At 73.3% G+C, this 21,635-nt stretch carries 19 protein-coding genes and 1 pseudogene; 13 read left to right on the plus strand and 7 right to left on the minus strand.

Annotation, left to right across the window (positions count from 1 at the left end; translation table 11 throughout):
• The first annotated feature begins 5 nt into the window (after positions 1-5).
• Positions 6-1,007 (plus strand): TIGR03842 family LLM class F420-dependent oxidoreductase, encoded by a 1,002-nt coding sequence (locus ACZ61E_RS10405; RefSeq protein WP_469699156.1) that lies wholly within the window; start codon positions 6-8, stop codon positions 1,005-1,007.
• A 204-nt stretch (positions 1,008-1,211) separates the two neighbouring features.
• Here the strand turns inward: ACZ61E_RS10405 and ACZ61E_RS10410 are convergent, their stop codons facing one another.
• The 3 genes from ACZ61E_RS10410 to ACZ61E_RS10420 all read right to left on the minus strand — a co-directional run bounded on the left by ACZ61E_RS10410 (position 1,212) and on the right by ACZ61E_RS10420 (position 3,493).
• Positions 1,212-2,264 (minus strand): lipoate--protein ligase family protein, encoded by a 1,053-nt coding sequence (locus ACZ61E_RS10410; protein WP_469699157.1) that lies wholly within the window; start codon positions 2,262-2,264, stop codon positions 1,212-1,214.
• Positions 2,265-2,405: 141 nt separating this feature from the next.
• A complete protein-coding gene (locus ACZ61E_RS10415) occupies positions 2,406-3,146 on the minus strand; it encodes a permease prefix domain 1-containing protein (RefSeq protein ID WP_469699158.1) in 741 nt (246 codons plus the stop codon).
• Positions 3,143-3,493, minus strand: coding sequence for a PadR family transcriptional regulator (locus ACZ61E_RS10420; protein ID WP_469699159.1), 351 nt, complete (start codon positions 3,491-3,493; stop codon positions 3,143-3,145). The genes ACZ61E_RS10415 and ACZ61E_RS10420 overlap by 4 nt, the downstream gene beginning before the upstream one ends.
• Positions 3,494-3,577: 84 nt before the next feature.
• Between ACZ61E_RS10420 and ACZ61E_RS10425 the strand changes: the two genes are divergently transcribed.
• The 6 genes from ACZ61E_RS10425 to ACZ61E_RS10450 all read left to right on the plus strand — a co-directional run bounded on the left by ACZ61E_RS10425 (position 3,578) and on the right by ACZ61E_RS10450 (position 10,662).
• Positions 3,578-4,036 carry a DUF2269 family protein gene (locus ACZ61E_RS10425; RefSeq protein WP_469699160.1) on the plus strand — a complete coding sequence of 153 codons (459 nt, stop codon included), beginning with the start codon at positions 3,578-3,580 and terminating at the stop codon, positions 4,034-4,036.
• Positions 4,037-4,249: 213 nt separating this feature from the next.
• On the plus strand, positions 4,250-6,061 hold the full coding sequence (locus tag ACZ61E_RS10430) for a gamma-glutamyltransferase family protein (protein ID WP_469699161.1): 1,812 nt from the start codon (positions 4,250-4,252) through the stop codon (positions 6,059-6,061).
• 90 nt (positions 6,062-6,151) lie between these two features.
• The gene (locus ACZ61E_RS10435) at positions 6,152-7,000 is read left to right on the plus strand and encodes an inositol monophosphatase family protein (RefSeq protein ID WP_469699162.1); all 849 of its coding nucleotides are present in this window, start codon (positions 6,152-6,154) and stop codon (positions 6,998-7,000) included.
• Between the two features lie 143 nt (positions 7,001-7,143).
• Positions 7,144-8,550: a phytoene desaturase family protein gene (locus ACZ61E_RS10440; RefSeq protein WP_469699163.1), complete on the plus strand. Its 1,407-nt coding sequence runs from the start codon at positions 7,144-7,146 to the stop codon at positions 8,548-8,550.
• 95 nt (positions 8,551-8,645) lie between these two features.
• Positions 8,646-10,130 carry an AlkA N-terminal domain-containing protein gene (locus ACZ61E_RS10445; protein WP_469699164.1) on the plus strand — a complete coding sequence of 495 codons (1,485 nt, stop codon included), beginning with the start codon at positions 8,646-8,648 and terminating at the stop codon, positions 10,128-10,130.
• A gap of 13 nt (positions 10,131-10,143) precedes the next feature.
• The gene (locus ACZ61E_RS10450) at positions 10,144-10,662 is read left to right on the plus strand and encodes a methylated-DNA--[protein]-cysteine S-methyltransferase (protein ID WP_469699165.1); all 519 of its coding nucleotides are present in this window, start codon (positions 10,144-10,146) and stop codon (positions 10,660-10,662) included.
• Between the two features lie 50 nt (positions 10,663-10,712).
• On the opposite strand, the gene ACZ61E_RS10455 is transcribed toward ACZ61E_RS10450, so the two are convergent.
• The 3 genes from ACZ61E_RS10455 to ACZ61E_RS10465 all read right to left on the minus strand — a co-directional run bounded on the left by ACZ61E_RS10455 (position 10,713) and on the right by ACZ61E_RS10465 (position 13,598).
• Entirely contained in the window at positions 10,713-11,438 is a 726-nt protein-coding gene (locus ACZ61E_RS10455; RefSeq protein WP_469699166.1) for an SIR2 family NAD-dependent protein deacylase, read from the minus strand.
• Positions 11,439-11,578: 140 nt separating this feature from the next.
• Entirely contained in the window at positions 11,579-12,928 is a 1,350-nt protein-coding gene (locus tag ACZ61E_RS10460) for a hypothetical protein (protein ID WP_469699167.1), read from the minus strand.
• Positions 12,929-13,097: 169 nt separating this feature from the next.
• Positions 13,098-13,598, minus strand: a complete 501-nt coding sequence (locus ACZ61E_RS10465; RefSeq protein WP_469699168.1) for an NUDIX domain-containing protein — start codon at positions 13,596-13,598, stop codon at positions 13,098-13,100.
• Positions 13,599-13,774: 176 nt separating this feature from the next.
• On the opposite strand from ACZ61E_RS10465, the gene ACZ61E_RS10470 reads away from it, so the two are divergent.
• Positions 13,775-14,929 carry a glycerate kinase gene (locus ACZ61E_RS10470; protein WP_469699169.1) on the plus strand — a complete coding sequence of 385 codons (1,155 nt, stop codon included), beginning with the start codon at positions 13,775-13,777 and terminating at the stop codon, positions 14,927-14,929.
• Positions 14,930-15,037: 108 nt separating this feature from the next.
• Here the strand turns inward: ACZ61E_RS10470 and ACZ61E_RS10475 are convergent, their stop codons facing one another.
• Positions 15,038-16,237, minus strand: coding sequence for an RsbRD N-terminal domain-containing protein (locus tag ACZ61E_RS10475; protein ID WP_469699170.1), 1,200 nt, complete (start codon positions 16,235-16,237; stop codon positions 15,038-15,040).
• A 205-nt stretch (positions 16,238-16,442) separates the two neighbouring features.
• Here ACZ61E_RS10475 and ACZ61E_RS10480 point away from each other — a divergent pair, with 205 nt between their 5' ends.
• From ACZ61E_RS10480 to ACZ61E_RS10500, 5 genes and pseudogenes are all read left to right on the plus strand, one after another.
• The gene (locus ACZ61E_RS10480; protein WP_469699171.1) at positions 16,443-17,243 is read left to right on the plus strand and encodes an ABC transporter ATP-binding protein; all 801 of its coding nucleotides are present in this window, start codon (positions 16,443-16,445) and stop codon (positions 17,241-17,243) included.
• Positions 17,240-18,160: pseudogene (locus ACZ61E_RS10485) on the plus strand (ABC transporter ATP-binding protein); the annotation flags it as partial. The gene ACZ61E_RS10480 and the pseudogene ACZ61E_RS10485, both read left to right, overlap by 4 nt.
• 77 nt (positions 18,161-18,237) lie before the next feature.
• Complete coding sequence (locus ACZ61E_RS10490) at positions 18,238-19,128, plus strand: branched-chain amino acid ABC transporter permease (protein WP_469699172.1); 891 nt, start codon at positions 18,238-18,240, stop codon at positions 19,126-19,128.
• Positions 19,121-20,224 carry a branched-chain amino acid ABC transporter permease gene (locus ACZ61E_RS10495; protein ID WP_469699173.1) on the plus strand — a complete coding sequence of 368 codons (1,104 nt, stop codon included), beginning with the start codon at positions 19,121-19,123 and terminating at the stop codon, positions 20,222-20,224. The genes ACZ61E_RS10490 and ACZ61E_RS10495 overlap by 8 nt, the downstream gene beginning before the upstream one ends.
• On the plus strand, positions 20,221-21,498 hold the full coding sequence (locus ACZ61E_RS10500) for an ABC transporter substrate-binding protein (RefSeq protein ID WP_469699174.1): 1,278 nt from the start codon (positions 20,221-20,223) through the stop codon (positions 21,496-21,498). Before ACZ61E_RS10495 ends, ACZ61E_RS10500 begins: the two co-directional genes overlap by 4 nt.
• Positions 21,499-21,635: the final 137 nt, after the last annotated feature.

Consider the following 21,635-nt stretch of genomic DNA (forward strand, 5'->3'; position numbering starts at 1 on the left):
CCGCCATGGACTTCGGACTCGTCCTCCAGACCGACCCGCCGGCATCGGCGGTCGTCGGCCTCATGCGGCGCGCCGAGCGCAACGGCTTCCGGTACGGCTGGACCTTCGACTCCGCCGTGCTCTGGCAGGAGCCGTTCGTCATCTACAGCCGCATCCTCGAACACACCACCAAACTGATCGTCGGGCCGATGGTCACCAATCCGGGCACCCGCACCTGGGAGGTGACCGCGTCCACCTTCGCCACGCTCAACGAGATGTACGGCAACCGCACCGTGTGCGGCATCGGCCGCGGCGACTCCGCGATGCGGGTCGCCGGCCGCCCGCCCAACACGCTGGCGCGGCTCGGCGACGCGATCGACGTCATCCGCGAACTCGCCGAGGGGCGCGAGGCGCTGGTGGACGGCAACCCGATCCGGCTGCCCTGGGTGCGGGAGGGCAAGCTGCCGGTCTGGATGGCCGCGTACGGGCCGAAGGCGCTGGCGATGGCCGGCGCCAAGGCCGACGGCTTCATCCTCCAGCTCGCCGACCCGTACCTCACCGAGACCATGGTCAACGCCGTCCGTACGGCCGCGTCCGACGCCGGGCGCGACCCGGACTCGGTCACCATCTGCGTCGCCGCCCCCGCCTATGTCGGTGACGACCTGGCGCACGCCCGTGACCAGTGCCGCTGGTTCGGCGGAATGGTCGGCAACCACGTCGCGGACCTGGTGAGCCGCTACGGCGAGCACTCCGACCTGGTGCCGGACGCCCTCACCACGTACATCAAACAGCGCGAGGGGTACGACTACAGCCACCACGGCCGCGCCGGGAACCCGTCCGCGGACTTCGTGCCCGACGACATCGTGGACCGCTTCTGCCTGCTCGGCCCGGCCGAGGCGCACATCGAGAAGCTGAAGACGCTACAGGCCCTGGGAGTCGACCAGTTCGCCGTCTACAACATGCACGACGCGAAGGAGGCCACGATCGACACGTACGGCTCCGAGATCATTCCCGCGCTCAACTCCTGAGCCGCTGCGTGGGCGCGTCCGACGGCCGCCGCGCGGTGACTCACTCACCGCGCGGGCGGCCGGGCCGGGCGCACGGCGGGGACCCACGCTCGTCGCGTTGTCGGACGCGCCCACGCACGCCCCGTGCGAGAACAAGCCCCGCGCCTCGCGATCGCACCGCACCAGCGGGCCAACAACCGTTCCGCGGGCCGCGCAGGGGACCGGCTACGGCACCCGGGCCGTCCACTCCGGCGTGCCGAACTTCGTCCCGGCCAGCTCCCGCGCCCGTGTCAGCTCCTCGTCGGTCACCTTGCCCTCCGTCAGGCCGTACCGTCCGCGGAACGACTCGACCATCCGCTCGATGACCGCCTCGCGCGGCAGCCCCGTCTGGCGCCGGAGCGGGTCCACCCGCTTCGCCGCGCTGCGCGTGCCCTTGTCGGAGAGCTTCTCCTTGCCGACGCGCAGGACGTCGAGCATCTTGGCGGCGTCGATGTCGTACGCCATCGTCACGTGGTGCAGTACGGCGCCGCCGCCCACCACCCGCTTCTGCGCCGCGCCCGCGATCTTGCCCGCCTCGGTGGCGATGTCGTTGAGCGGCTGGTACCAGGCCCTGACCCCCATGTCGCCCAGCGCGCCGAGCACCCAGTCGTCCAGATACGCGTAGCTGTCGGCGAACGTCAGGCCCTGTACGAGGGCGTCGGGGACGGACAGCGAGTAGGTGATGGTGTTGCCGGGCTCGATGAACATGGCCCCGCCGCCCGAGATCCGCCGTACGACCGTCACACCGTGCCGCGCCGCTGCCGCCGGATCGACCTCGTTGCGCAGCGACTGGAAGCTGCCGATCACCACGGCGGGGGAGGCCCACTCCCAGACCCGCAGCGTCGGCGCCCGGCGGCCCGCCGCGACCTCGTGCGTCAGGACCTCGTCCAGGGCCATGTGCAGCGCCGGCGGCTGCGGCTCCATGCGGACGAGCTGCCAGTCGTAGTCCGTCCAGTCGGTGGCGTGGGCCAGCGCGCGCCGCACGGCGATACCGACGCCGTCGCTCGTCAGCCCGTACATCTGGGTGCCGGGCGGCAGCGCCGCCTGGACACGGGCGCCGAGAGCGACCGCGTCGAGGTCGGCGGGCGCGCCTTCGAGCGCCCGGTCGATGGCATGGATCGCCTCGTCCGGCTCCAGGAAGAAGTCCCCGGAGACCCGGACGTCACGCAGGACGCCGTCCCGCGCGTCCAGATCCACGACGACCAGCTTGCCGCCGGGCACCTTGTACTCACCGTGCACCGCTCCGCCTCCAGCTCTTGTTGTCTGTGCGCTGCAACGCCGAGGCGCGGGCGGATCATCCCGTGGCCGTCCGCCGTCCGCCGTCCGCCGTCCGCCGTCCGCCGTCCGCCGTCCGCCGTCCATCGGTCCGTCCGCGCCGGGTCAGGCCACGGGCAGCCGCGCGCAGCGGCGGCAGGCGCGGGCCGAGGAGGCCACCAAGCCGTGCGAGAGTGCGGTGACCACGGCCGCGAGGGTGACCAGCGGCCAGTTGGCGGCGAGCGGGGACAGCACGGCCAGAGCGAGCGTGGCGAGCACCATCGCCACCCCCGCCGTCGTGCCGGCCCAGGCGACCGCCAGCGGCAGCCGCTCCGGTGTCCGCAGCACGCGGGCCGTCGCACCGGTGGCGGCGAGCGCCGCCGCGGCGAGCAGGGTGGCGACGGCCGCGAGGGCCGCCAGTTGGACGGCGACGAGCTGCGCCGTGTGGTGGAGCTGCCAGCCCTGCCCCGCGCTCCAGACCAGATGCCAGCAGGCGATCAGGAACGGCACGGTGAGGGTGACCGACAGGGCGGTCCGCCGGGTCTGGGCGATGGTCAGCTCCCGCTGGCAGCTGGGCACCAGCTCCTCGGGGGAGCCGAACTCCCGTACTGCCAGCCGGGCTGCCTCCGCGTAGGGCACGCCGTCGCGGGTGTGTGCCTCCACCGTGTCGGTGAGCCCGTCCCGTATCTCCTGGATCAGCCGGGACTTGGCCCCGACCGGGCCGTGCAGCGCGGCGGAGAGCGCCGCGACATGGCCGGCGACCGGGTCGCCGGGCGCGGTGCGCGTGCCGCTGCCGCGGTCGTCGCCGCCCATGCCACTCATCTCGTTCACGTCGCTGACGTCGTTCACGCCGCTCATGTCGCTCATGTCGCGGGCCTCGGCGCCGGGGCGTCGGTGCCCGGGTTCAGGACCGAACCGATCGCCGTCGTGAACTCCCGCCACGCCGACCGTTCGCTCTCCAGGCTGCCGCGCCCGGCGTCGGTCAGCCGGTAGCAGCGCCGCCGCCGCTCGCCCACGGACTCCCAGCTGCTGCCGAGCAGTCCGAGCCGCTCAAGTCTGTTCAGCGCCGGATAGATCGTGCCCGTACGGAGCTGGAGCGCGCCCCCGCTGCGCTCCTGGACCGCGGCGATGATCGCGTAGCCGTGCAGCGGACCGGGTTCGAGCACGGCCAGCAACAGTCCGTCCAGGTGCCCGCGCACCGCGTCTGTCTTCATGGGTAGCCAGCCTACCTATGAAACGCGTTGGCGTGGTACCTATTGGCAGCCAACTTATTCACGCGCTCTCCGAAGGGCCCCGCGGTGACCAAGCTGCTGCTGTCCATCCATGTCCTCGCCTCGATCCTGGTGGTCGGGCCGATCGCCGTCGCGGCGTCGATGTTCCCGCGCTACGCGCGCCGGGCCGGGGCGGACGGACCCTCCTCCGCCGCCGCGGCGCTGCTCCACCGGATCTGCGCCGGCTACGCGATCGTCGGGGTGGCCGTTCCGGTCTTCGGCATCGCCACCGGGGCGCAGCTCGGCGTCCTCACCGATGCCTGGCTCGTCGTGTCGATCGTGCTGACGGCGATCGCCGCCGCGATCCTCGCGCTGGCGATACTGCCCGGCCAGGAGCGCATGATCGAGGCGGCCGAGAAGGGGGAGGGCGGTGATCCGGCACGTGCCGCGGCCAGGCTGTCCGGGCTCACCGGCGCCTTCAATCTGCTCTGGGCGGTCGTCGTGGTCCTGATGATCGTGCGCCCCGGGTCCACCACCGGCGCCTGACCTCGCGCCCCCCCGCTGGCGCGGCGCCGATCCGCCGTCGAACGAGCCGTCCGTCCGCCCTCGGAGGCCACGACCCTCGCCGAGTAGCCTGCCGGAGGAGCGGACGGAGGGGGAGGGTCCGGCTCCGGACCCCCTCCCCGGATTCTCCCCAGGAACCGTCCCACGCGCCGACCGGTCCGGCGGGCGCGAGGAAACAAAGAGGTGAGAAGCCGTATGTTCACCACCCGCCCCACCCTCCAGGGCACCTTCGGCATGGTGTCCTCCACCCACTGGCTCGCCTCGCAGTCGGCGATGGCCGTCCTGGAGGAGGGCGGCAACGCCTACGACGCCGCCGTGGCCGCCGGGTTCGTCCTGCACGTCGTGGAGCCGCACCTGAACGGGCCGGGCGGTGAGGTACCGATCATCATCGCCCCCGCCGACGGTGAGGTCCGGGTGCTCTGCGGCCAGGGCCCCGCGCCCGCCGGCGCCACCGTCGAGCACTACCGCTCCCTCGGCCTCGAACTCGTCCCCGGCACCGGACCGCTCGCCGCCGCCGTGCCCGGCGCCTTCGACGCGTGGATGGTGCTGCTGCGCGACCACGGCACCAAGTCCCTCGCACAGGTGCTGCGTCACGCCATCGGCTACGCCGAGGACGGCCACGCGCCGGTCGAGCGGGTCGGCCGGACCGTGGAGAGCGTCCGCGAGCTTTTCGAGACCGAGTGGCGCTCGTCGGCCGACGTCTACCTGCCGGGCGGCCGGGCCCCCGCCCCCGGAGAGTTGTTCCGCAACCCCGCCCTGGCCGCCACCTGGCGCCGGCTGACCGCCGAGGCCGAGGAGTCGGGCGGCGGCGACCGCGTCGCGCAGATCGAGGCCGCGCGCTCCATCTGGCGCACGGGATTCATCGCCGACGCGCTGATACGCCAGTCCGGCCGGCCCACCCTCGACACCAGCGGTTCCCACCACACCGGCACCCTGACCGCCGCCGACCTGGCGGGCTGGTCCGCGGCGTACGAGACGCCCGCGACCTACGACTGGAACGGCTGGACCCTCTGCAAGGCCGCCGGCTGGAGCCAGGGCCCCGCCTTCCTCCAGCAACTCGCCCTCCTGCCACCCGTACCCGAGCTCCCGGCGTACGGCTCCGCCGAGTACGTCCACCTCCTTACGGAGGGCTGCAAGCTGGCCATGGCCGACCGGGAGGCCTGGTACGGCGACGCCTCCGACGTACCGCTCGGCACCCTGCTCTCGGAGCCGTACAACGCGGCGCGGCGCGCCCTGATCGGCGACACGGCCTCCTACGGACTGCGCCCCGGCAGCCCGGACGGACGCACGCCCGTCCTCGGCGCGCACGCCACCGCAGTGGCCGCCGGCGAGGCCGGCTTCGACGCCCTCGGCGTACCGGCCGCGGGCGCGGGCGAGCCGACCGTCGCCCGCGACGGCGCGACCCGCGGCGACACCTGCCATCTCGATGTCGTGGACCGGTGGGGCAACATGATCGCCGCGACGCCCAGCGGCGGCTGGCTCCAGTCCAACCCCGTCGTGCCCGAACTGGGCTTCCCGCTCGGCACCCGCCTCCAGATGGCCTGGCTTGAGCACGGACTGCCCAACTCCCTCACGCCGGGCCGCAGGCCGCGCACCACCCTCACCCCGTCCGTCGCCCTGCGCGACGGCATCCCCGTCCTGGCCTTCGGCACCCCCGGCGGCGACCAGCAGGACCAGTGGCAGCTCCACTTCTTCCTCGCCGTCGCGCTGCGCCCGCATGTGCGCGGCGCACTCGACCTCCAGGGCGCCATCGACGCGCCCAACTGGCACAACGACAGCTTTCCCAGCTCCTTCTACCCGCGCGGGATGCGGCCGGGCAGCCTCACCGTGGAGCCCGCCATGGACGCGTCCGTCGTGGACGCGCTGCGCGACCGGGGCCACGACGTCACCGTCGGCGAACCCTGGTCCGAGGGGCGGCTCTGCGCGGTCGCCAGGGACCCGCGCACGGGAGTGCTTCTCGCCGCGGCCAACCCGCGCGGGATGCAGGGGTACGCGGTGGGCCGGTGAGGGCCGTGCGATGGCCGGACGCCCAGCCGCCATCGAGCCGTCATCTCCGCTCCCACCTGCGTTGTCGCACCTCTGTGGTTCTCTTGAGGCATGATCGATGACTTTCTGAACGGTGACCTTTCCGCTGTCGAGGCGGCGATGCGCGATGCCGCCGCCGCCGAGGTCGTGCCGCGCTACCGGCAGCTCGCCGCCCACGAGATCGTCGAGAAGTCCGGCCCGCACGATCTGGTGACCAGCGCCGACCGGGGCGCCGAGGAGCACCTGACCGCGGCCCTCACGGCCCTGCTGCCCGGCTCCGTGGTGGTGGGCGAGGAGGCGGTGCACGCCGACCCGGCCGTGTACGGGGCGCTGAGCGGCGACGCGCCGGTGTGGATAGTCGACCCCGTCGACGGCACCCGCCAGTTCGTCCGGGGCGAGCCCGGTTTCTGCATGCTCGTGGCGCTCGCCCAGGGCGGTGAGGTGCTGGCCTCCTGGACGTACGCGCCCGCGACGGGCGAGATGGCGACCGCGGTACGGGGCCGCGGCGCCCGGCTGGACGGTGTCCCGCTGAGCTGCGGCGCCCCCGGGCCCGACGCGGTGCTCGACGTCGCGACCTCGCACCCGGACTACACCACCCCCGAGGAGAAGCGGGCGCTGCTGGGCGTCCGGAGCGCCGACGACATCGCCGCGCGGCCCTGCGGATCGGCCGGGCTGGAGTATCTGGACATCGCGCGCGGCGCGCTCGACGCCGTCGCCTTCAGCTGGGAGCTGGCCTGGGACCACGCGGCGGGCCTGCTGCTGGTGACGGAGGCGGGCGGCGCGCAGACGACCCTCACGGGCGAGCCCTTCCGGATCACGGGTGGCAACGCGCTGCCGTTCACGGCGGCGCGGGACGCGGTGACCGCCCGGCGGGTGCGGGAGCACCTGCTGACGGGTACGCCGGCGGAGACCGGGGCTTAGGGCCGGAGCCGGTCCGGGAGCCCGACGGAGCCGGCGGACCGTGCCGGAGGCGGCATCCGCCGCCCCGCCGACGGGGTGTCAGGGGTCAGGAATATCCTGGTTCCTCTGCCATCGGCTGACGAAGGAGTCCGAAGGTGCCGTCGATGCTCGATGCCGTCGTCGTGGGGGCGGGACCCAACGGGTTGACCGCCGCGGTCGAGCTGGCCCGGCGAGGATTCTCCGTCGCCGTGTTCGAGGCCCGTGACACCGTGGGCGGGGGAGCGCGGACCGAGGAGCTGACGCTGCCCGGCTTCCGCCACGACCCGTGTTCCGCCGTACACCCGCTGGGCGCCGGATCGCCCGCCTTCAACGACATGCCGCTCGCGCGGTTCGGCCTGGAGTGGCTGCACCCCGAGCTGCCCATGGCCCACCCCTGGGACGACGGCACGGCCGCCGTGCTGTCCCGTTCCGTCGCCGAGACCGCGGCCTCTCTGGGCCCGCGCGACGCGGGAGCGTACCGCCGGCTCCTCGCCCCCTTCCTCGGCAAGTGGGACAACTTCGCCCGGGACTTCATGGCCCTGCCCCCCAGGGGGCTGCCGCACGACACCCTCACACTCGCCCGCTTCGGGCTGGCCGGGATCCCCTCGTCGAACATCCTGATGAGGCGCTTCAAGGACGAGAAGGCGAAGGGGCTGTTCGCCGGGCTCGTCGCCCATGTCATCGCCCCGCTGAGCGGTGTCGCGACCGGCGGGGTCGGGCTGATGTTCGCGCTGGCCGCGCACGAGAACGGCTGGCCGCTGCCGCGCGGCGGCTCCCAGTCCATCTCGGACGCGCTCGCCGCCTATCTGCGCGACCTCGGCGGCACGGTCCACACCGGATTCGAGGTCAAGCGGCTCGACGACCTGCCCCCGGCCCGTGCGTACGTCTTCGACACCACGCCGACCGCGCTCGCCCGTATCGCGGGCCTCGGCCGGGTCTACGACTCGTACAAGTACGGCCCCGCCGTGTTCAAGATCGACTACGCGCTGGACGGGCCCGTGCCCTGGACGGCGGAGGCCGCGCGCCGGGCCGGCACCGTGCAGGTGGGCCCCACGAAGGGCGAGATCAGCACCGCGCTGAACCTGGCGTACGGCGGCAGCGCCCCCGCCACGCCCTTCCTGATCACCGCCCAGCCCAGCCTGGTGGACCCCTCCCGCGCCCCCGAGGGCAAGCATGTCTTCTGGGCGTACGGTCATGTGCCGCACGCCTGGGAGGGCGATCTGACCGACGCGATGGAGCGGCAGATCGAGCGCTTCGCGCCCGGCTTCCGGGACCGTGTCCTGGCCCGTGCCACCGCGGGACCGCCGGAGCTGGCCGCCCGGAACGCCAACTACGTCGGCGGGGACATCGCCAGCGGCTCCGTCGCGGGTCTGCGGCTGCTGGTGCGTCCCAAGCTCTCCCTGTCGCCGTACGGCACCCCGCACCCGGCGGTCTTCATCTGCTCGTCCTCGACCCCGCCGGGGCCGGGCGTGCACGGCATGTCGGGCCAGAACGCGGCGAAGGCGGTGTGGCGCAAGCTGCGGGCGGGCTGAGAGACGCCAGAGCCGATGCCATGGCCCCTGGCAGCGTGAGGTCGATGTCGGATTCCCGCCAGCCCCGCCCACCCCGCGTGACCGATGCTTGACGCATGCACACCGACACCGAGCGCTGCTTGCGTGCCGTCCGGTCCAAGGACGCCCGATTCGACGGATGGTTCTTCACCGCCGTCCTGACCACCGGCATCTACTGCCGCCCCAGCTGCCCGGCGGTGCCCCCCAAGGCCGAGAACATGGTCTTCCACCCCAGCGCCGCCTCCTGCCAGCAGGCCGGGTTCCGGGCCTGCAAGCGCTGCCGGCCCGACACCAGCCCCGGCTCTCCCGAGTGGAACGCCCGCGCCGACTCCGTCGCCCGCGCCATGCGGCTCATCCACGACGGTGTCGTCGACCGCGAAGGCGTCTCGGGACTCGCCGGACGGCTCGGCTACTCGCAGCGTCAGATCGAACGGCAACTGCTCGCCGAGCTCGGTGCCGGACCGCTCGCCCTGGCCCGCGCCCAGCGGGCCCAGACCGCCCGTCTGCTCATCGAGACCACCACCCTCCCGATGGCCGAGGTCGCCTTCGCCGCGGGCTTCTCCTCGATCCGCGCCTTCAACGACACCGTCCGCGAGGTGTTCGCGCTCGCCCCGACCGAACTGCGGGCACGCGCCGCCCGGCGCCCGGACGCCGCCGCCCGCGGACCCCGTACGTCCGGCGTGATCAGTCTGCGGCTGCCCTTCCGCGCACCGCTGACCCCCGACAACCTCTTCGGCCATCTGGCGGCGACAGCGGTCCCCGGCGTAGAGGAGTGGCGGGACGGCGCGTACCGGCGCACGCTCCGTCTTCCGTACGGACACGGCATCGTCGCCCTGACACCGCGCCCCGACCACATCGCCTGCCGGCTCGCGCTGACCGACCCGCGCGATCTCACCGTCGCCATCAGCCGCTGCCGCCGCATGCTCGACCTGGACGCCGACCCGGTCGCCGTGGACGAGCAGCTGCGCACCGACCCCCTGCTGGCGCCGCTGGTCGACAAGGCACCGGGCCGCCGGGTGCCGGGTACCGCCGACGCCGCCGAGTTCGCCGTACGCGCCGTCCTCGGCCAGCAGGTGTCGACCGCCGCGGCGCGCACCCACGCGGCCCGTCTCGTCACGGCGTACGGCACACCCGTGGACGACCCGGAGGGCGGCCTCACCCATCTCTTCCCCACGACCGGGGCGCTGGCGGCCCTGGACCCCCAGGCCCTCGCCCTGCCGCGCAGCCGCCGCGCCACGCTCACGACCCTCGTCGCCGCGCTGGCCGACGGCACGCTCCCGCTCGGCACGGACAGCGACTGGGACGAGGCCAGGGCGCGGCTCCACGCGCTCCCGGGCTTCGGCCCCTGGACCGTCGAGGTGATCGCGATGCGCGCGCTCGGCGACCCGGACGCCTTCCTGCCGGGCGACCTCGGTGTCCGCCGGTCCGCGCGGGCGCTGGGCCTCCCGTCGACGCCCGCCGCGCTCACGGCCCGCGCCGCCGCCTGGCGGCCCTGGCGCGCGTACGCCGTTCAGTACCTCTGGGCCACCGAGGACCACGCCATCAACATCCTCCCCGCGTAAAGGAGTTCACCGCATGAGCAGAGCACACACCGAGATCGACAGCCCCTACGGGCCGCTGACCCTCGTGGCGACCGAGGGGGTGCTCAGCGCCCTCTACATGACCGACCACCGCCACCGCCCGCCGCGGGAGACGTTCGGCGAGACCGACGCGGGCCCGTTCGGCGCCGTGATCGACCAGCTCGGCGAGTACTTCGCGGGTGAGCGCACCGGGTTCGACGTCCCGCTGTGCCTGCACGGCACGCCGTTCCAGCGCAGCGTCTGGGACCAGCTCCTGGCGATCCCGTACGGCGAGACCCGGTCGTACGGTCAACTGGCCGACGCGCTGGGCAACCCGGGGGCGTCCCGCGCGGTCGGACTGGCCAACGGCAGGAACCCGGTGAGCATCATCGTGCCGTGCCACCGGGTGATCGGCTCCACGGGCGGTCTCACCGGATACGGCGGCGGCCTGGACCGCAAGCAGCGTCTGCTGGCGTTCGAGGGCGCCGCGCGCGTGGGCACGGGCCCGGGGGCGGAGGCGGGCACGCTCTTCTGAACCGGGGCCCGCCTGCCCCGCCGCCGTTCCCCTTGCGGTCCCCGCTCCCCTCAGCCCGCGTGGAACCGCTTCAGCAGCGTGGGCAGCGCCGTGCCGATCGGCTCCCGGATGATCTCGTCGGCCAGTTCGTCGTACGGCGTGGGCTCGGCGTTCATCACGACGAGCCGCGCGCCGTGCTCGGCCGCGATCCCCGCCAGTGAGGCGGCGGGCTGCACCTGGAGGGTCGACCCCACGGCGATGAAGACGTCGCAGGCCTTGGCGATCGACATGGCCTGCCCGAGGACCTGCGGGTCGAGCCGCTGTCCGAACATGACCGTCGCCGACTTCAGGACGGCGCCGCAGTCGGTGCACGGCGGATCGTCCTCGCCCGTCTCGACGCGGGCCAGCGCCTCTTCCATGGTGGACCGCGCCCCGCACCCCGTGCAGACCACCGCCCGCGCCGTGCCGTGCAGTTCGAGCACCTTGCGGGCGGGGGTCCCGGCGAGCTGGTGGAGCCCGTCGACGTTCTGCGTGATCACCCGGACCGCGCCGTCGCCCACCCGGTCGAGCTCGGCGACGGCGCGGTGCGCGGCGTTGGGCTCGGCGCGGAAGACCGGGCTCTCACGGCGCATGCGCCAGGAGCGGCGGCGGATCTCCGGGTCGTTCATGTACGAGTCGTACGTGACCAGCTTCTCGGCCGCGGGGTCGCGCCGCCACACGCCGTTGGGCCCCCGGTAGTCGGGAATGCCGGAGTCCGTGGAGATCCCGGCGCCGCTGAGAATCGCGACGAGAGTCATGCCGCGAGGGTATGCGGCGGAGCCGGGGGCGGGCGACCCGATTGCCGTTCGGACGGGCGGTGCCCTCTGCGGGGCCCTCCTGTCGGTGTTCTCCGCCATTGCTCTCTGCCGGGTTTTCTGTGCGGGCCCGCCGCGCCCGCCTACGGACGGAGGTGGCCGGGGTGATCCGGGTGGGGCGCGTGGCCGGCGTAGTCGGAGGGGTCGGTCACGCTGTCGTGGACGACGGCGGCGACCGGGGTGAAGGGGGTGGGTGTGCTGCCGGTCCAGTGGTTCATGACGGCCCTGCCCGTCTGCTTGGTCACGCCGTCCTCCACGACCGTGCCGGCCTCGGCGAGGTAGTAGCGCCCGTCGTCGAGCGAGACGAGCCCGTACTGACCGGTCGACTCCCAGCCGTGAATGCCGGTCGGCGGGTGGTGGAGCCCCTGCGCGAGGAGCGGCAGCAGCCGTCCGCGCTCCGGTGTCGGCTGGCCGCCGACCGGGCCCGTGACCGGGCGCCGGGAGCCGTCGAGCACGAAGAGGGAGTAGTTGGGGAACCGCGTCTTGGTGCCCTTGTACGCGGCCATCAGCCAGTTGCCGGTGTGCGCGTCGTAGTCGAGGTTCTGGACGCCGTAGGTGGTGTTGCCGGTGTAGCTGAAGTACTTGCCGTCGGGCGATCCGGGGCCGCTGGTGTGCGGGTCTGCCTCGGTGAGCGGGCGCTCGAACTTCTTCCACCGCCGGATGTCGTACTGGAGCAGCACCTGGTGGTCGTTGTCCTGCCGGGTGGTGTTGGCGTAGACGCCGTACGCGACGGTGAGCAGCTGCCCACCGGTCCGGCCCCGTCCGGCGTCGCGGCCCCCGCGGTCGAAGGCGGGACCGAACGCGACGCCGTCGATGCCGCTGCATCCGTACCGGTGGTCGGCGGTGTCGGCCGTGTTGCCGTCGAAGACGCCGTCACCGTCCATGTCGGCCGTGTAGTCGTCCACGACCTCCTGGAGATGCACGGTCGAGACGACATCGGCCGACTGGGCGTCCATGCCCATCTCGGTGATGCGGTCACCGTCGAAGATCGCGATGTAGAAGGCCTCCGCCGCCTTGTACTCCAGGGAGCCGTAGACCCTGCCGTCCCCGGTGTTGAAGTCCAGGTCGCCGAGGTGCCCGGTGAAGCCGGTGACCGAGCCGACCGGTTCGCCCGCGAGGTCCGTCTTGACGAGGAGGTTGGTGAACGAGAAGTACATGAAGCCCTTGCGGCGGTCCACGGCCATGCCCTGGACGTGGCCCGACTTCCAGGCGCCGCCGTTCACGGTCGCCGGGAGCACGGGAGGCTTGGGCGCGCTCCGCCCGGCGGTGGTCTCCGCCACCGGAGTGAGTGTCGCGTCCGCCGCCGTGGCCGCGTCCGCCTGTTCCGCCGGTTCTGCCGCCTCCGCCGTCCGCGCCGACGCGGTGACCGCGCCCGCCGCCACCACCGCTGTCGTGAGCGCGGCCGTCAGCCAGCCGCGAGTCTGCCGTCGCATGTTCCCTCCGGTGTCCTTGGCCTGGGGATTCTGGATCATGCAGGGCGCGCGTGCACGGCGAGCCAACGCGATGTGAACCGACGTCAACCGCGGCAGGACGGTAGTGCGGCGCGTACATGACATATGAGAGCAGTTCGTGCCGCACCCGTCACCACCGCACGCGAGCCGGTCACCCGACCCGCAGGCCGTTCTCCAACTCGACGGCCCCCGTGCCTTCTTCGAGGGCGTCGAGCCCGGCCAGGACGCGACCGCCGAGCGAGCCGATCATCAACTCCGGGATCCTGGCCCGCTCCACCAGACGCCAGGACAGCAACTCCTCGTGCTGGAGCCGGATCTCGCCGAGCCGCTCGTCGTCCAGCACGCCGCCGTCGTACAGATAGGCGGCGATGGGCGGCCGGTCCGGTGCCTGGCTCCAGTCCACCACCAGCAGCCGCCCCAACTCGACGTCCAGCCCGATCTCTTCGAGCGTCTCGCGCCGCGCGGCCTGCCGGGGTGTCTCGCCCTCGTCCGACTCGATCGTCCCGCCGGGCAGTGCCCAGCCGGGCCGGTAGCCGGGTTCGACGATCAGCACCCTCCCCTCCCGGTCCCGGAAGAGCACGGCGGCGCCGGCGAGCACACGGGGCAGCCCGGCGATGTAGGAGACGTAGTCGGCATCGCGAGAGGTCGTCACGCGGAAAGCCTAGATCAGGGACCCCCTCCGGGGCGCCGTGACCGCACCCATGTCCACGGGAGGTTCGCCGGTCTTTCCGCCGCCCCGGAGGTGAGCGCCGCCCATGGGCAGGAGGCCGTGTGGCCGGATAGGGTCGGTGCGGCGCGACTGCCTGTTCGAAAGCAAAGGATGACAAGGTGACGGACGGAGCAGTAACCGAGGCCGCGCACGTGCTCGTCGCGGCGGACAAGTTCAAGGGCTCGCTCACGGCCGTGCAGGTCGCGGAGCGGGTGACGGCCGGGCTGCGCCTCGCCGCCCCCGGCGTGACGGTCGAGTCGCTGCCCGTCGCGGACGGCGGTGACGGCACCGTCGCCGCGGCCGTGGCCGCCGGGTTCGAACGGCGCGAGGTACGGGTCACCGGGCCGCTCGGCGACGAACTGACCGCGGCGTACGCGCTGCGCGACGGCACGGCCGTCGTGGAGATGGCCGAGGCGTCGGGCCTCCAGCATCTCCCGGACGGCGTCTTCGCACCGCTCACCGCCGGTACGTACGGCTCCGGCGAACTGCTGCGCGCCGCGCTCGACGCGGGCGCGCGCACCCTCGTGTTCGGCGTCGGCGGCAGCGCCACGACGGACGGCGGCGCGGGCATGCTCGCCGCGCTCGGCGGACGCTTCCTGGACGCCGGAGGCCGGCCGGTCGGACCGGGCGGCGGCGGCCTGCGCGAGCTGGCGACGGTCGACCTGTCCGGGCTCGACCCCCGTATCGCCGAGACGGACATCGTCCTCGCCAGCGACGTCGACAACCCGCTGACCGGGCCGAAGGGCGCCGCTGCGGTCTACGGTCCGCAGAAGGGCGCGTCCCCCGAGGACGTCGCCACGCTCGACGCGGCTCTCGCGCACTACGCGCGCGTCCTGGAGAAGAGCGTCGGGGCCAAGGCGGCCGAATCGGCGCTCTCACCCGGCGCCGGCGCCGCGGGCGGTATCGGTTACGGCGCCCTCGTGGGCCTCGCCGCGGGCTTCCGGCCCGGCATCGAGGTCATGCTCGACGTGCTCGGGTTCGGCCCCGCGCTGGACCGGGCGACGCTCGTCATCACCGGCGAGGGATCCCTGGACGAGCAGACGCTGCACGGCAAGGCCCCGGCCGGTGTCGCGGCGGCGGCCCGCGCGCGCGGCATCGAGGTGATCGCGGTCTGCGGCCGGCTCGCGCTGCCCGTGGAGGCCCTCGGCCGCGCGGGGATCCGGCGCGCGTACGCCCTGACGGACCTGGAGCCGGACCCGGCCCGCTGCATGGCGGAGGCGGGGCCGCTGCTGGAGCGGCTGTCGACGGGGATCGCACGCGACTTCCTGACCTGACGTCCGGCCCGCCGCGGTCGGGTCTCCGGGGCGTCGCCCCCAAGCGCGGGCCGGGCGCGAAGGCGCCCGGCCCGGTGGGGTCCTCAAGCGCCGGACAGGCCCGATCCGCTACCCGGGCGTCAGGCGGAACGCGTCGAGTGCCAGGGTCATCTCGATCAGGTCGCGGGGGCGGGACAGGGAGCGCGACGTCAGTTGTTCCAGGCGGCGCAGGCGGTTGAAGACCGTGTTGCGGTGGCAGTACAGACGCGTCGCGGCCCGCCCCGCCGACCCCCCGTACTCCAGCCACGCGTCCAGCGTCTCCAGCAGCACCGCGCGGTCCGCCGGGTCCAGGTCCAGCAGCGGGCCGAAGACATCGGCGATCAGACGGGCCGCCAGTTCCGGCTGGCTGACCACCAGGGCCGTCGGGAGGCGTTCGTCCAGGCGGACGATCCGCTGCGCGTCCGGCGGAAGCGTACGCAGCGCCGTCTCCGCCAGCCGCCGCGCCCGGCCGAGGTCCGACAGGCTGTCCACGACCGGGCTGACACCGCCCGGCCCCTGGCAGGGCCGCACCAGCTCCGCCGTCAGCTCCGCCAGACCCGTCGCGCCGTCGAACGCCACCACCGCGATCTCGCAGTCCGTCCGCATCCGCCAGAAGAAGCGCATCCCCTCCGCCGCGGCAACCCGCCGGAACGGCTCGCGCCCGTCCCGCCGCTCCACCCGGACGACCACCACCGCGTAACGCCCCTGCTCGGGCAGGTCGAGGCCGGCCGCGGCCCGTGCCGCGAGGCCCGGCGTCGACCGGCCCTCCAGCAGCGCGTCCAGCAGCGCCTGCACCCGCTCGTCGCTGCGTCGTCGCATCGACTGCTCCGTACCGCGGTACGCCTCCGCGACCGCCGTCGCCTGCCGGTCGACGCCCGCCCACATGTGGGACGCCGTGTGCACGAGCATCGGTAAGTCGTCGGGGTCCGTCTCGCCGACGACGCGCAGCAGTTCGTCCCACACGAGATAGCCCGCGTGCCGGTAGGCGTGCAGCAGCAGATCGAGCGCCAGACCCTGTTCCGCCCGCCGCCGGCCGAGCTGTTCCGCGTACGCCAGATCGCGGCGCGGGGCCGTACGCGGGGCCGTGATCGCCTCGATCCCGTACCGCATCGCCTCGTTGATCTGCCGCCAGTGCTCGTCGCGCGGCACCGCCGCGTCGAACTGCTCGGAGTGGAGCGTGAGTTCGTCCAGCAACTGGTCGGTGAGCGCCGGGACGCGCTCCAGCAGTACCCGGGACGCGGTCACCAGGACCGACCACTCACGATCAGTGCGCGCTCTGCGGCCACCCATGGCTGGTGAGGATGCCACCGGGAGGCGTGGTGCGACAGCCCTTGTGCGCGTGCACAATCCGGCCGCCGCACCGCTGGTCATCGGCAGCGATTCGGTCCCGCGCCGTGGACGGTGCCCCGGCCCGGTGCTGAGGTGTGCCTCCACGGCATGTCAGGACATCCGAATCAGGACATCCGAACGCCCGGCGAAACGCAGAGGAGAACGCATGGCCGCGCTCGAAGTGCGTGCCCTGTCCGTCGGTTACGGCCCGGTCCGCGCCCTGCATGAGGTGTCGATCGACGTACCGTCCGGCGGGATCACCGCGGTGCTCGGTGGCAACGGCGCGGGCAAGTCCACGCTGCTGAGGGCCATTTCCCGCACCCTCGGCTTCCATCGGGGTACGGCGGGCGGCGGCACCGTCCACTTCGACGGCCGGTCCATCGGCGCCCTGAGCGCCGCCGGTGTCGTCGCCGCCGGTGTCGTCCAGGTCCCGGAAGGGCGACAGGTGTTCGCCCGTATGACGGTCGCCGACAACCTCCGGGCCGGGGCGCTCGGCGCCTCCGGCGGCCGTAAGCGGTACGCGGCGTCCCTGGCCGAGGTGCACGAACTCTTCCCCGTGCTGGCGGACCGCGCGGGCCAGCGCGCCGGACTGCTCTCCGGCGGCGAACAGCAGATGCTCGCGCTCGGCAGGGGCCTCATGGCGCGCCCCCGGCTGCTCCTCCTGGACGAACCGTCCCTCGGACTCGCCCCCCTCATGGCCGCCCGGATCGGCGAGACCATCCAGCAGATCAACGCCAGGGGCACGGCGGTCCTGCTGGTCGAGCAGAACGCGGCCATGGCGCTGCGGCTCGCGTCCCGCGCGTACGTCCTGGAGGTCGGCGAGGTGACGCTCGAAGGGGACGCGGCCGAACTGGCCTCCTCCGACGAGGTACGCCGCCGCTACCTCGGAGTCGTCGACGAGACGGCCGCCGAGGACGCGGGCCGGGCCCAGGACTCCGCGCCGGTGCTGCGGAGGTGGAGCGCGTGACGGACCCCGAGAGGAGGCCGGCCGTCCCGCCGGGCCGCACCTCGGCCGGACATCCCGAACGGACGGTCGGGAACGCCGCCGGTCACCCGGACGCGGACACGGCCCCGCACGCAGCCCCGCACACGGCCCCACGCGCGGGCGATCCCGCCGGCGGTCCCACCGAGAGCCCCGCCCTCACCGTCACCGACGTCACCGTCCGGTTCGCCGGACTCACCGCGCTCGACTCCGTCTCCTTCACCGTCGAACCCGGCAGCGTCCACGCCGTCATCGGCCCCAACGGCGCGGGCAAGTCCACCTGCTTCAACGTGCTGTCCGGCGTCTACCGCGCCACCTCCGGCAGCGTCCGTCTCGGCGCGGCCGAACTCACCGGGCTCGCCCCGCACCGTATCGCCGCGCTCGGTGTGGCCCGCACCTTCCAGAACCTCGCGCTCCCGCCGCACGCGACCGTCGCCGACAGCATGCTGCTCGGCCGCCACCGCCTCACCCGCGCCGGTTTCCTCGCCACCGGGCTCCGTCTGCCGTCCGCCGCCCGCGAGGCCCGTGAACACCGCGCCCGGGTCGGCGAGATCGCCGAGTTCGTGGGGCTGGCCGCCGATCTGGACCGGCCCGCGGGCGCCCTGCCGTACGGCAAGCAGAAGCTCGTCGAGCTGGGCCGCGCCCTGTGCATGGAGCCCACCGTGCTGCTGCTGGACGAACCCGTCGCCGGGATGACGGCCGACGAACGGCGCCGTACCGCGGCCGTCGTGGCCGGCGTACGCGACAGCCTCGGCATCTCGATCGTGCTGGTCGAACACGACATGGGGATGGTGATGCGGCTCGCCGACGCCGTGACCGTACTCGACTTCGGACGGCGGATCGCCGGCGGTACCCCCGCCCAGGTACAGAGCGATCCGGCCGTCGTCCGCGCCTACCTCGGCGAGAGCGCCGGGAGCGCCGGGAGCGCCGGTGGCGCCGGAAACGCCCGTGGCGACCACACCAACGAGGAGGCCCCATCATGACCACCTTCGTCGAACTCCTCCTCGGCGGACTCTCCATGGGCTCCGTCTACGCCCTCATCGCCCTCGGCTTCGTCGTCATCTTCAAGGCCACCGAAGTGGTCAACTTCGCCCACGCCTCGCTGCTCCTCGCGGGCGGCTACGTCACCGCCGTACTCCACGACGACATCGGCTTCTGGCCCGCGCTCGCCGTCGGCATCGCGGGCGCCGCCGTCGTCGGATCGGCCGTCGAGTACACCGTCATGCGCCGCTACCGGGGCGCCGACCACAGTGTCCTCGCCATCGTCACCATCGGCGTCGACATCCTCCTCACCACCGAACTCACCCGCCGCATCGGCACCGACGTCCTGGCGCTCGGCGACCCCTGGGGCGACAGACTCCTCACCATCGGCGACATCACCATCGCGCAGACCCGGGTGGCCGCCTTCGTCGCCGCGGCGCTGCTGATCACCGCGTTCCTGCTCGCCTTCCGCTACACGACCTGGGGCGTCGCGATGCGCGCGGCGGCGGAGAACCCGCAGACCGCCGCACTCATGGGAGTGCGCCTGGGCCGGGTCTCGCTCTCCGCCTGGGCGGTCGCGGGCTCGCTCGCCGCCGTCGCCGCGCTGTTCCTCACGGTCTTCCCGACGCCCGGCCTCGAACGCGCCACCTCACTCGCCGCGCTCAAGGCATTCCCGGCCGCGATCCTCGGCGGCCTCGACTCCACGACCGGGGCGCTCGCCGGAGGACTCGTCGTCGGCGTCACCGAGTCCTTCGCCACCGGCTACCAGAGCGATCTGACCTTCCTCGGGCGCGGTTTCGGCGACCTCGCGCCGTATCTCGTGATGGTCGTGGTGCTGCTCGTCCGGCCGGCCGGACTCTTCGGTACGAAGGAGCTCGCCCGTGTCTGACACCACGCGGGTCCCCGCCACCGCGCGCGCCCTCCTGCGCCACCCCCGCGCCTACGCCTGGCTCGCGGGCTCCCTGCTGCTCCTCGCCCTGCCCTTCTACCTCGACCGCTTCTGGCTCCAGGCCGGACTCTTCGCCATGGCCGCCGCCATCGGCGCCATCGGCCTCAACCTCCTGACCGGCGCCACCGGACAGCTCTCCATGGGCCACTCCTTCTTCCTCGCCGTCGGTGCCTACGGCTACTGCGTCCTCGCGGGCGAGAGCGGCGAGGAGAACGGCCGGCAGCTCACCGGACTCGGCCTGCCGACCTGGCTCGCGGCCGTGCTCGCCGTACTCCTCGCGGGCGCGGCGGGCGGCCTCTTCAGCCCCATCGCCGGCCGGCTGCGCGGCGCCTACCTGGGCATCGCGACGCTGGCGCTGATCTTCATCGGGCAGCACGTCCTGTTCAACGCGGGAGGTCTGACCGGCGGGTTCAACGGGCGCGACGTCCCGGTGTTCTCCCTCTTCGGGTTCGCCTTCGACGACACCGAGGTGGTGATCGCCGCCGTCCCGTTCGGGGCGTCGGAGAAGCTCTGGTACGCGGGCCTGGCCGCCCTCCTCGCCGGCGGCCTCTTCGCACGCGGGGTGCTGCGCGGCAGGCCCGGCCGGGCCATGAACGCGATCCGCGACCACCGCATCGCCGCCGGTGTGATGGGCGTGCCGGTCGCCCGCTACCGGGCCGCCGTGTTCGTCCTGTCCTCCATGTACGCGGGGCTGGCCGGTGTCCTGATCGCGCTGGTCTTCCAGCGGACCGTGCCGGACTACTTCGGCATGATCCTCGCCCTCGAATACCTCGCCATGATCGTCATCGGCGGTCTGGGCACGGTGGCGGGCGCCGTCGTCGGCGCGGCCTTCGTCGCCCTGCTGCCGCAACTCCTGACCCACTACAGCGACTCGCTCCCGCTGGTCGCCGACCCGGGATCGGGCGGCGTCACACCGGGCGAGGCGTCCCGCTATCTGTACGGCGCCGCGATCGTCGCGGTGGTCCTGTTCCTGCCCGGCGGACTCACCCGCCTGTCAGTTCCGATGGTTCGACGGTTCTCACGGGAGAAGACATGAAGCGACGCGCACGTCATACGCACGCACCGAGGGCCGGCGCGGCGCTGCTGGTCGTGCTCGCCCTCGCGCTCGCCGGGTGCAGCGGCAAGGCCACCGAGGGCGACGGCAAGGACAAGGGTGCCGGGGGAGTGAGGACCGGGGAGGGCGTGAGCGACAAGACGATCTCGCTCGGTGTGCTCACCGACATGACCGGCGTCTACGCCTCGCTCGGCAAGAGCGTGACCCAGGCCCAGCAGCTGTGGGCGGACCAGACGAACAAGGCGGGCGGCATCTGCGGCCGTACGATCGAGCTGACCGTGCGCGACCACGGCTACGACCCGCAGAAGGCCGTCGCCGCCTACACGGAGCTGGAGCCGGACGTGCTGGGCTTCGCCCAGTTCATCGGCTCCCCGTTCGTCGCCGCCGTCGAGAAGCGGATCGACGGCCAGGACAAGGGCCTGGTCCTGCCGCAGGCGTGGTCGGCCAATCTGCTCGGCAGTCCGTACGTACGGGTCGTCGGCGCCACCTACGACATCGAGACCATCAACGCCATCGACTTCCTCCTGAGCGAGAAGCGCATCACCGAGGGCGACAAGATCGGTCATGTCTACTTCGAGGGCGACTACGGCGAGAACGCGCTCGTCGGTTCCGAGTACGCGGCCGAACAGGCGGGGCTCACGGTCGTCGAGCAGAAGATCAAGCCGACCGACAACGACATGTCCGCTCAGGTCGCCGCGCTGAAGAAGGCCGGGGTCAAGGCGGTCGTGATCAGTGCGGGACCACGTCAGGCGGCCTCCCTGGTGGGTGTCGCGGCGGCGGGCGGATTCAATGTGCCGGTCGTCGGCAACAACTCGGCGTTCGCGCCTCAGCTGCTCGCGACGGCGGCGGGCCCGGCGCTGACGAAGGACTACTACATCGCCTCCTCCACCCTGCCCATCGGCTCGGACGAGGCGGCGCCGAAGAAGCTCGCCACCGAGTACGCGGCGGCGTACCCGGACGACGGACTCGACAACGGCGTCGTGTCCGGCTGGACGGCCGCGACCCTCTACGGCGAGCTGCTGAAGACGGCGTGCGAGAAGAAGGACCTCACCAGGGCGGGCATCGACGAGGCGCTGCTCGGGCTCGACGCGTTCTCCACCGGTTTCGGGATCACGCACGACTTCTCCGACCCGGCGGCGCCCTCCACCCGGGAGTCCGTGATCATGAAGCCGGACTCGAAGGTGCCCGGCGGTCTGAAGGTCGTCCAGGAGGCGCGGGTCGCGGAGCCCGCGGAGTCGTTCACCTTCGGCGGGTAGCGCGTCACCCGGCACGGGGGGGGGGGGGGGGGGGGGGGGGGGGGGGGGGGGGGGGGGGGGGGGGGGGGGGGGGGGGGGGGGGGGGGGTGGGGGGGGGGGTGGGGGGGGGGGGGGGGGAGGGGGGGGGGGTGGGGGAG

The organism is Streptomyces sp. NPDC104581, from assembly GCF_055583685.1.

Bases quoted from the DNA above. Each gene is read 5' to 3' on its own strand.
- ACZ61E_RS10405 (WP_469699156.1), top strand. From the start codon at position 6: ATGGACTTCGGACTCGTCCTCCAGACCGACCCGCCGGCATCGGCGGTC.
- ACZ61E_RS10415 (WP_469699158.1), bottom strand. From the start codon at position 3,146: ATGAGCGACATGAGCGGCGTGAACGACGTCAGCGACGTGAACGAGATG.
- ACZ61E_RS10420 (WP_469699159.1), bottom strand. From the start codon at position 3,493: ATGAAGACAGACGCGGTGCGCGGGCACCTGGACGGACTGTTGCTGGCC.
- ACZ61E_RS10430 (WP_469699161.1), top strand. From the start codon at position 4,250: ATGTTCACCACCCGCCCCACCCTCCAGGGCACCTTCGGCATGGTGTCC.
- ACZ61E_RS10435 (WP_469699162.1), top strand. From the start codon at position 6,152: ATGATCGATGACTTTCTGAACGGTGACCTTTCCGCTGTCGAGGCGGCG.
- ACZ61E_RS10440 (WP_469699163.1), top strand. From the start codon at position 7,144: ATGCTCGATGCCGTCGTCGTGGGGGCGGGACCCAACGGGTTGACCGCC.
- ACZ61E_RS10445 (WP_469699164.1), top strand. From the start codon at position 8,646: ATGCACACCGACACCGAGCGCTGCTTGCGTGCCGTCCGGTCCAAGGAC.
- ACZ61E_RS10450 (WP_469699165.1), top strand. From the start codon at position 10,144: ATGAGCAGAGCACACACCGAGATCGACAGCCCCTACGGGCCGCTGACC.
- ACZ61E_RS10455 (WP_469699166.1), bottom strand. From the start codon at position 11,438: ATGACTCTCGTCGCGATTCTCAGCGGCGCCGGGATCTCCACGGACTCC.
- ACZ61E_RS10460 (WP_469699167.1), bottom strand. From the start codon at position 12,928: ATGCGACGGCAGACTCGCGGCTGGCTGACGGCCGCGCTCACGACAGCG.
- ACZ61E_RS10475 (WP_469699170.1), bottom strand. From the start codon at position 16,237: ATGGGTGGCCGCAGAGCGCGCACTGATCGTGAGTGGTCGGTCCTGGTG.
- ACZ61E_RS10480 (WP_469699171.1), top strand. From the start codon at position 16,443: ATGGCCGCGCTCGAAGTGCGTGCCCTGTCCGTCGGTTACGGCCCGGTC.
- ACZ61E_RS10490 (WP_469699172.1), top strand. From the start codon at position 18,238: ATGACCACCTTCGTCGAACTCCTCCTCGGCGGACTCTCCATGGGCTCC.
- ACZ61E_RS10500 (WP_469699174.1), top strand. From the start codon at position 20,221: ATGAAGCGACGCGCACGTCATACGCACGCACCGAGGGCCGGCGCGGCG.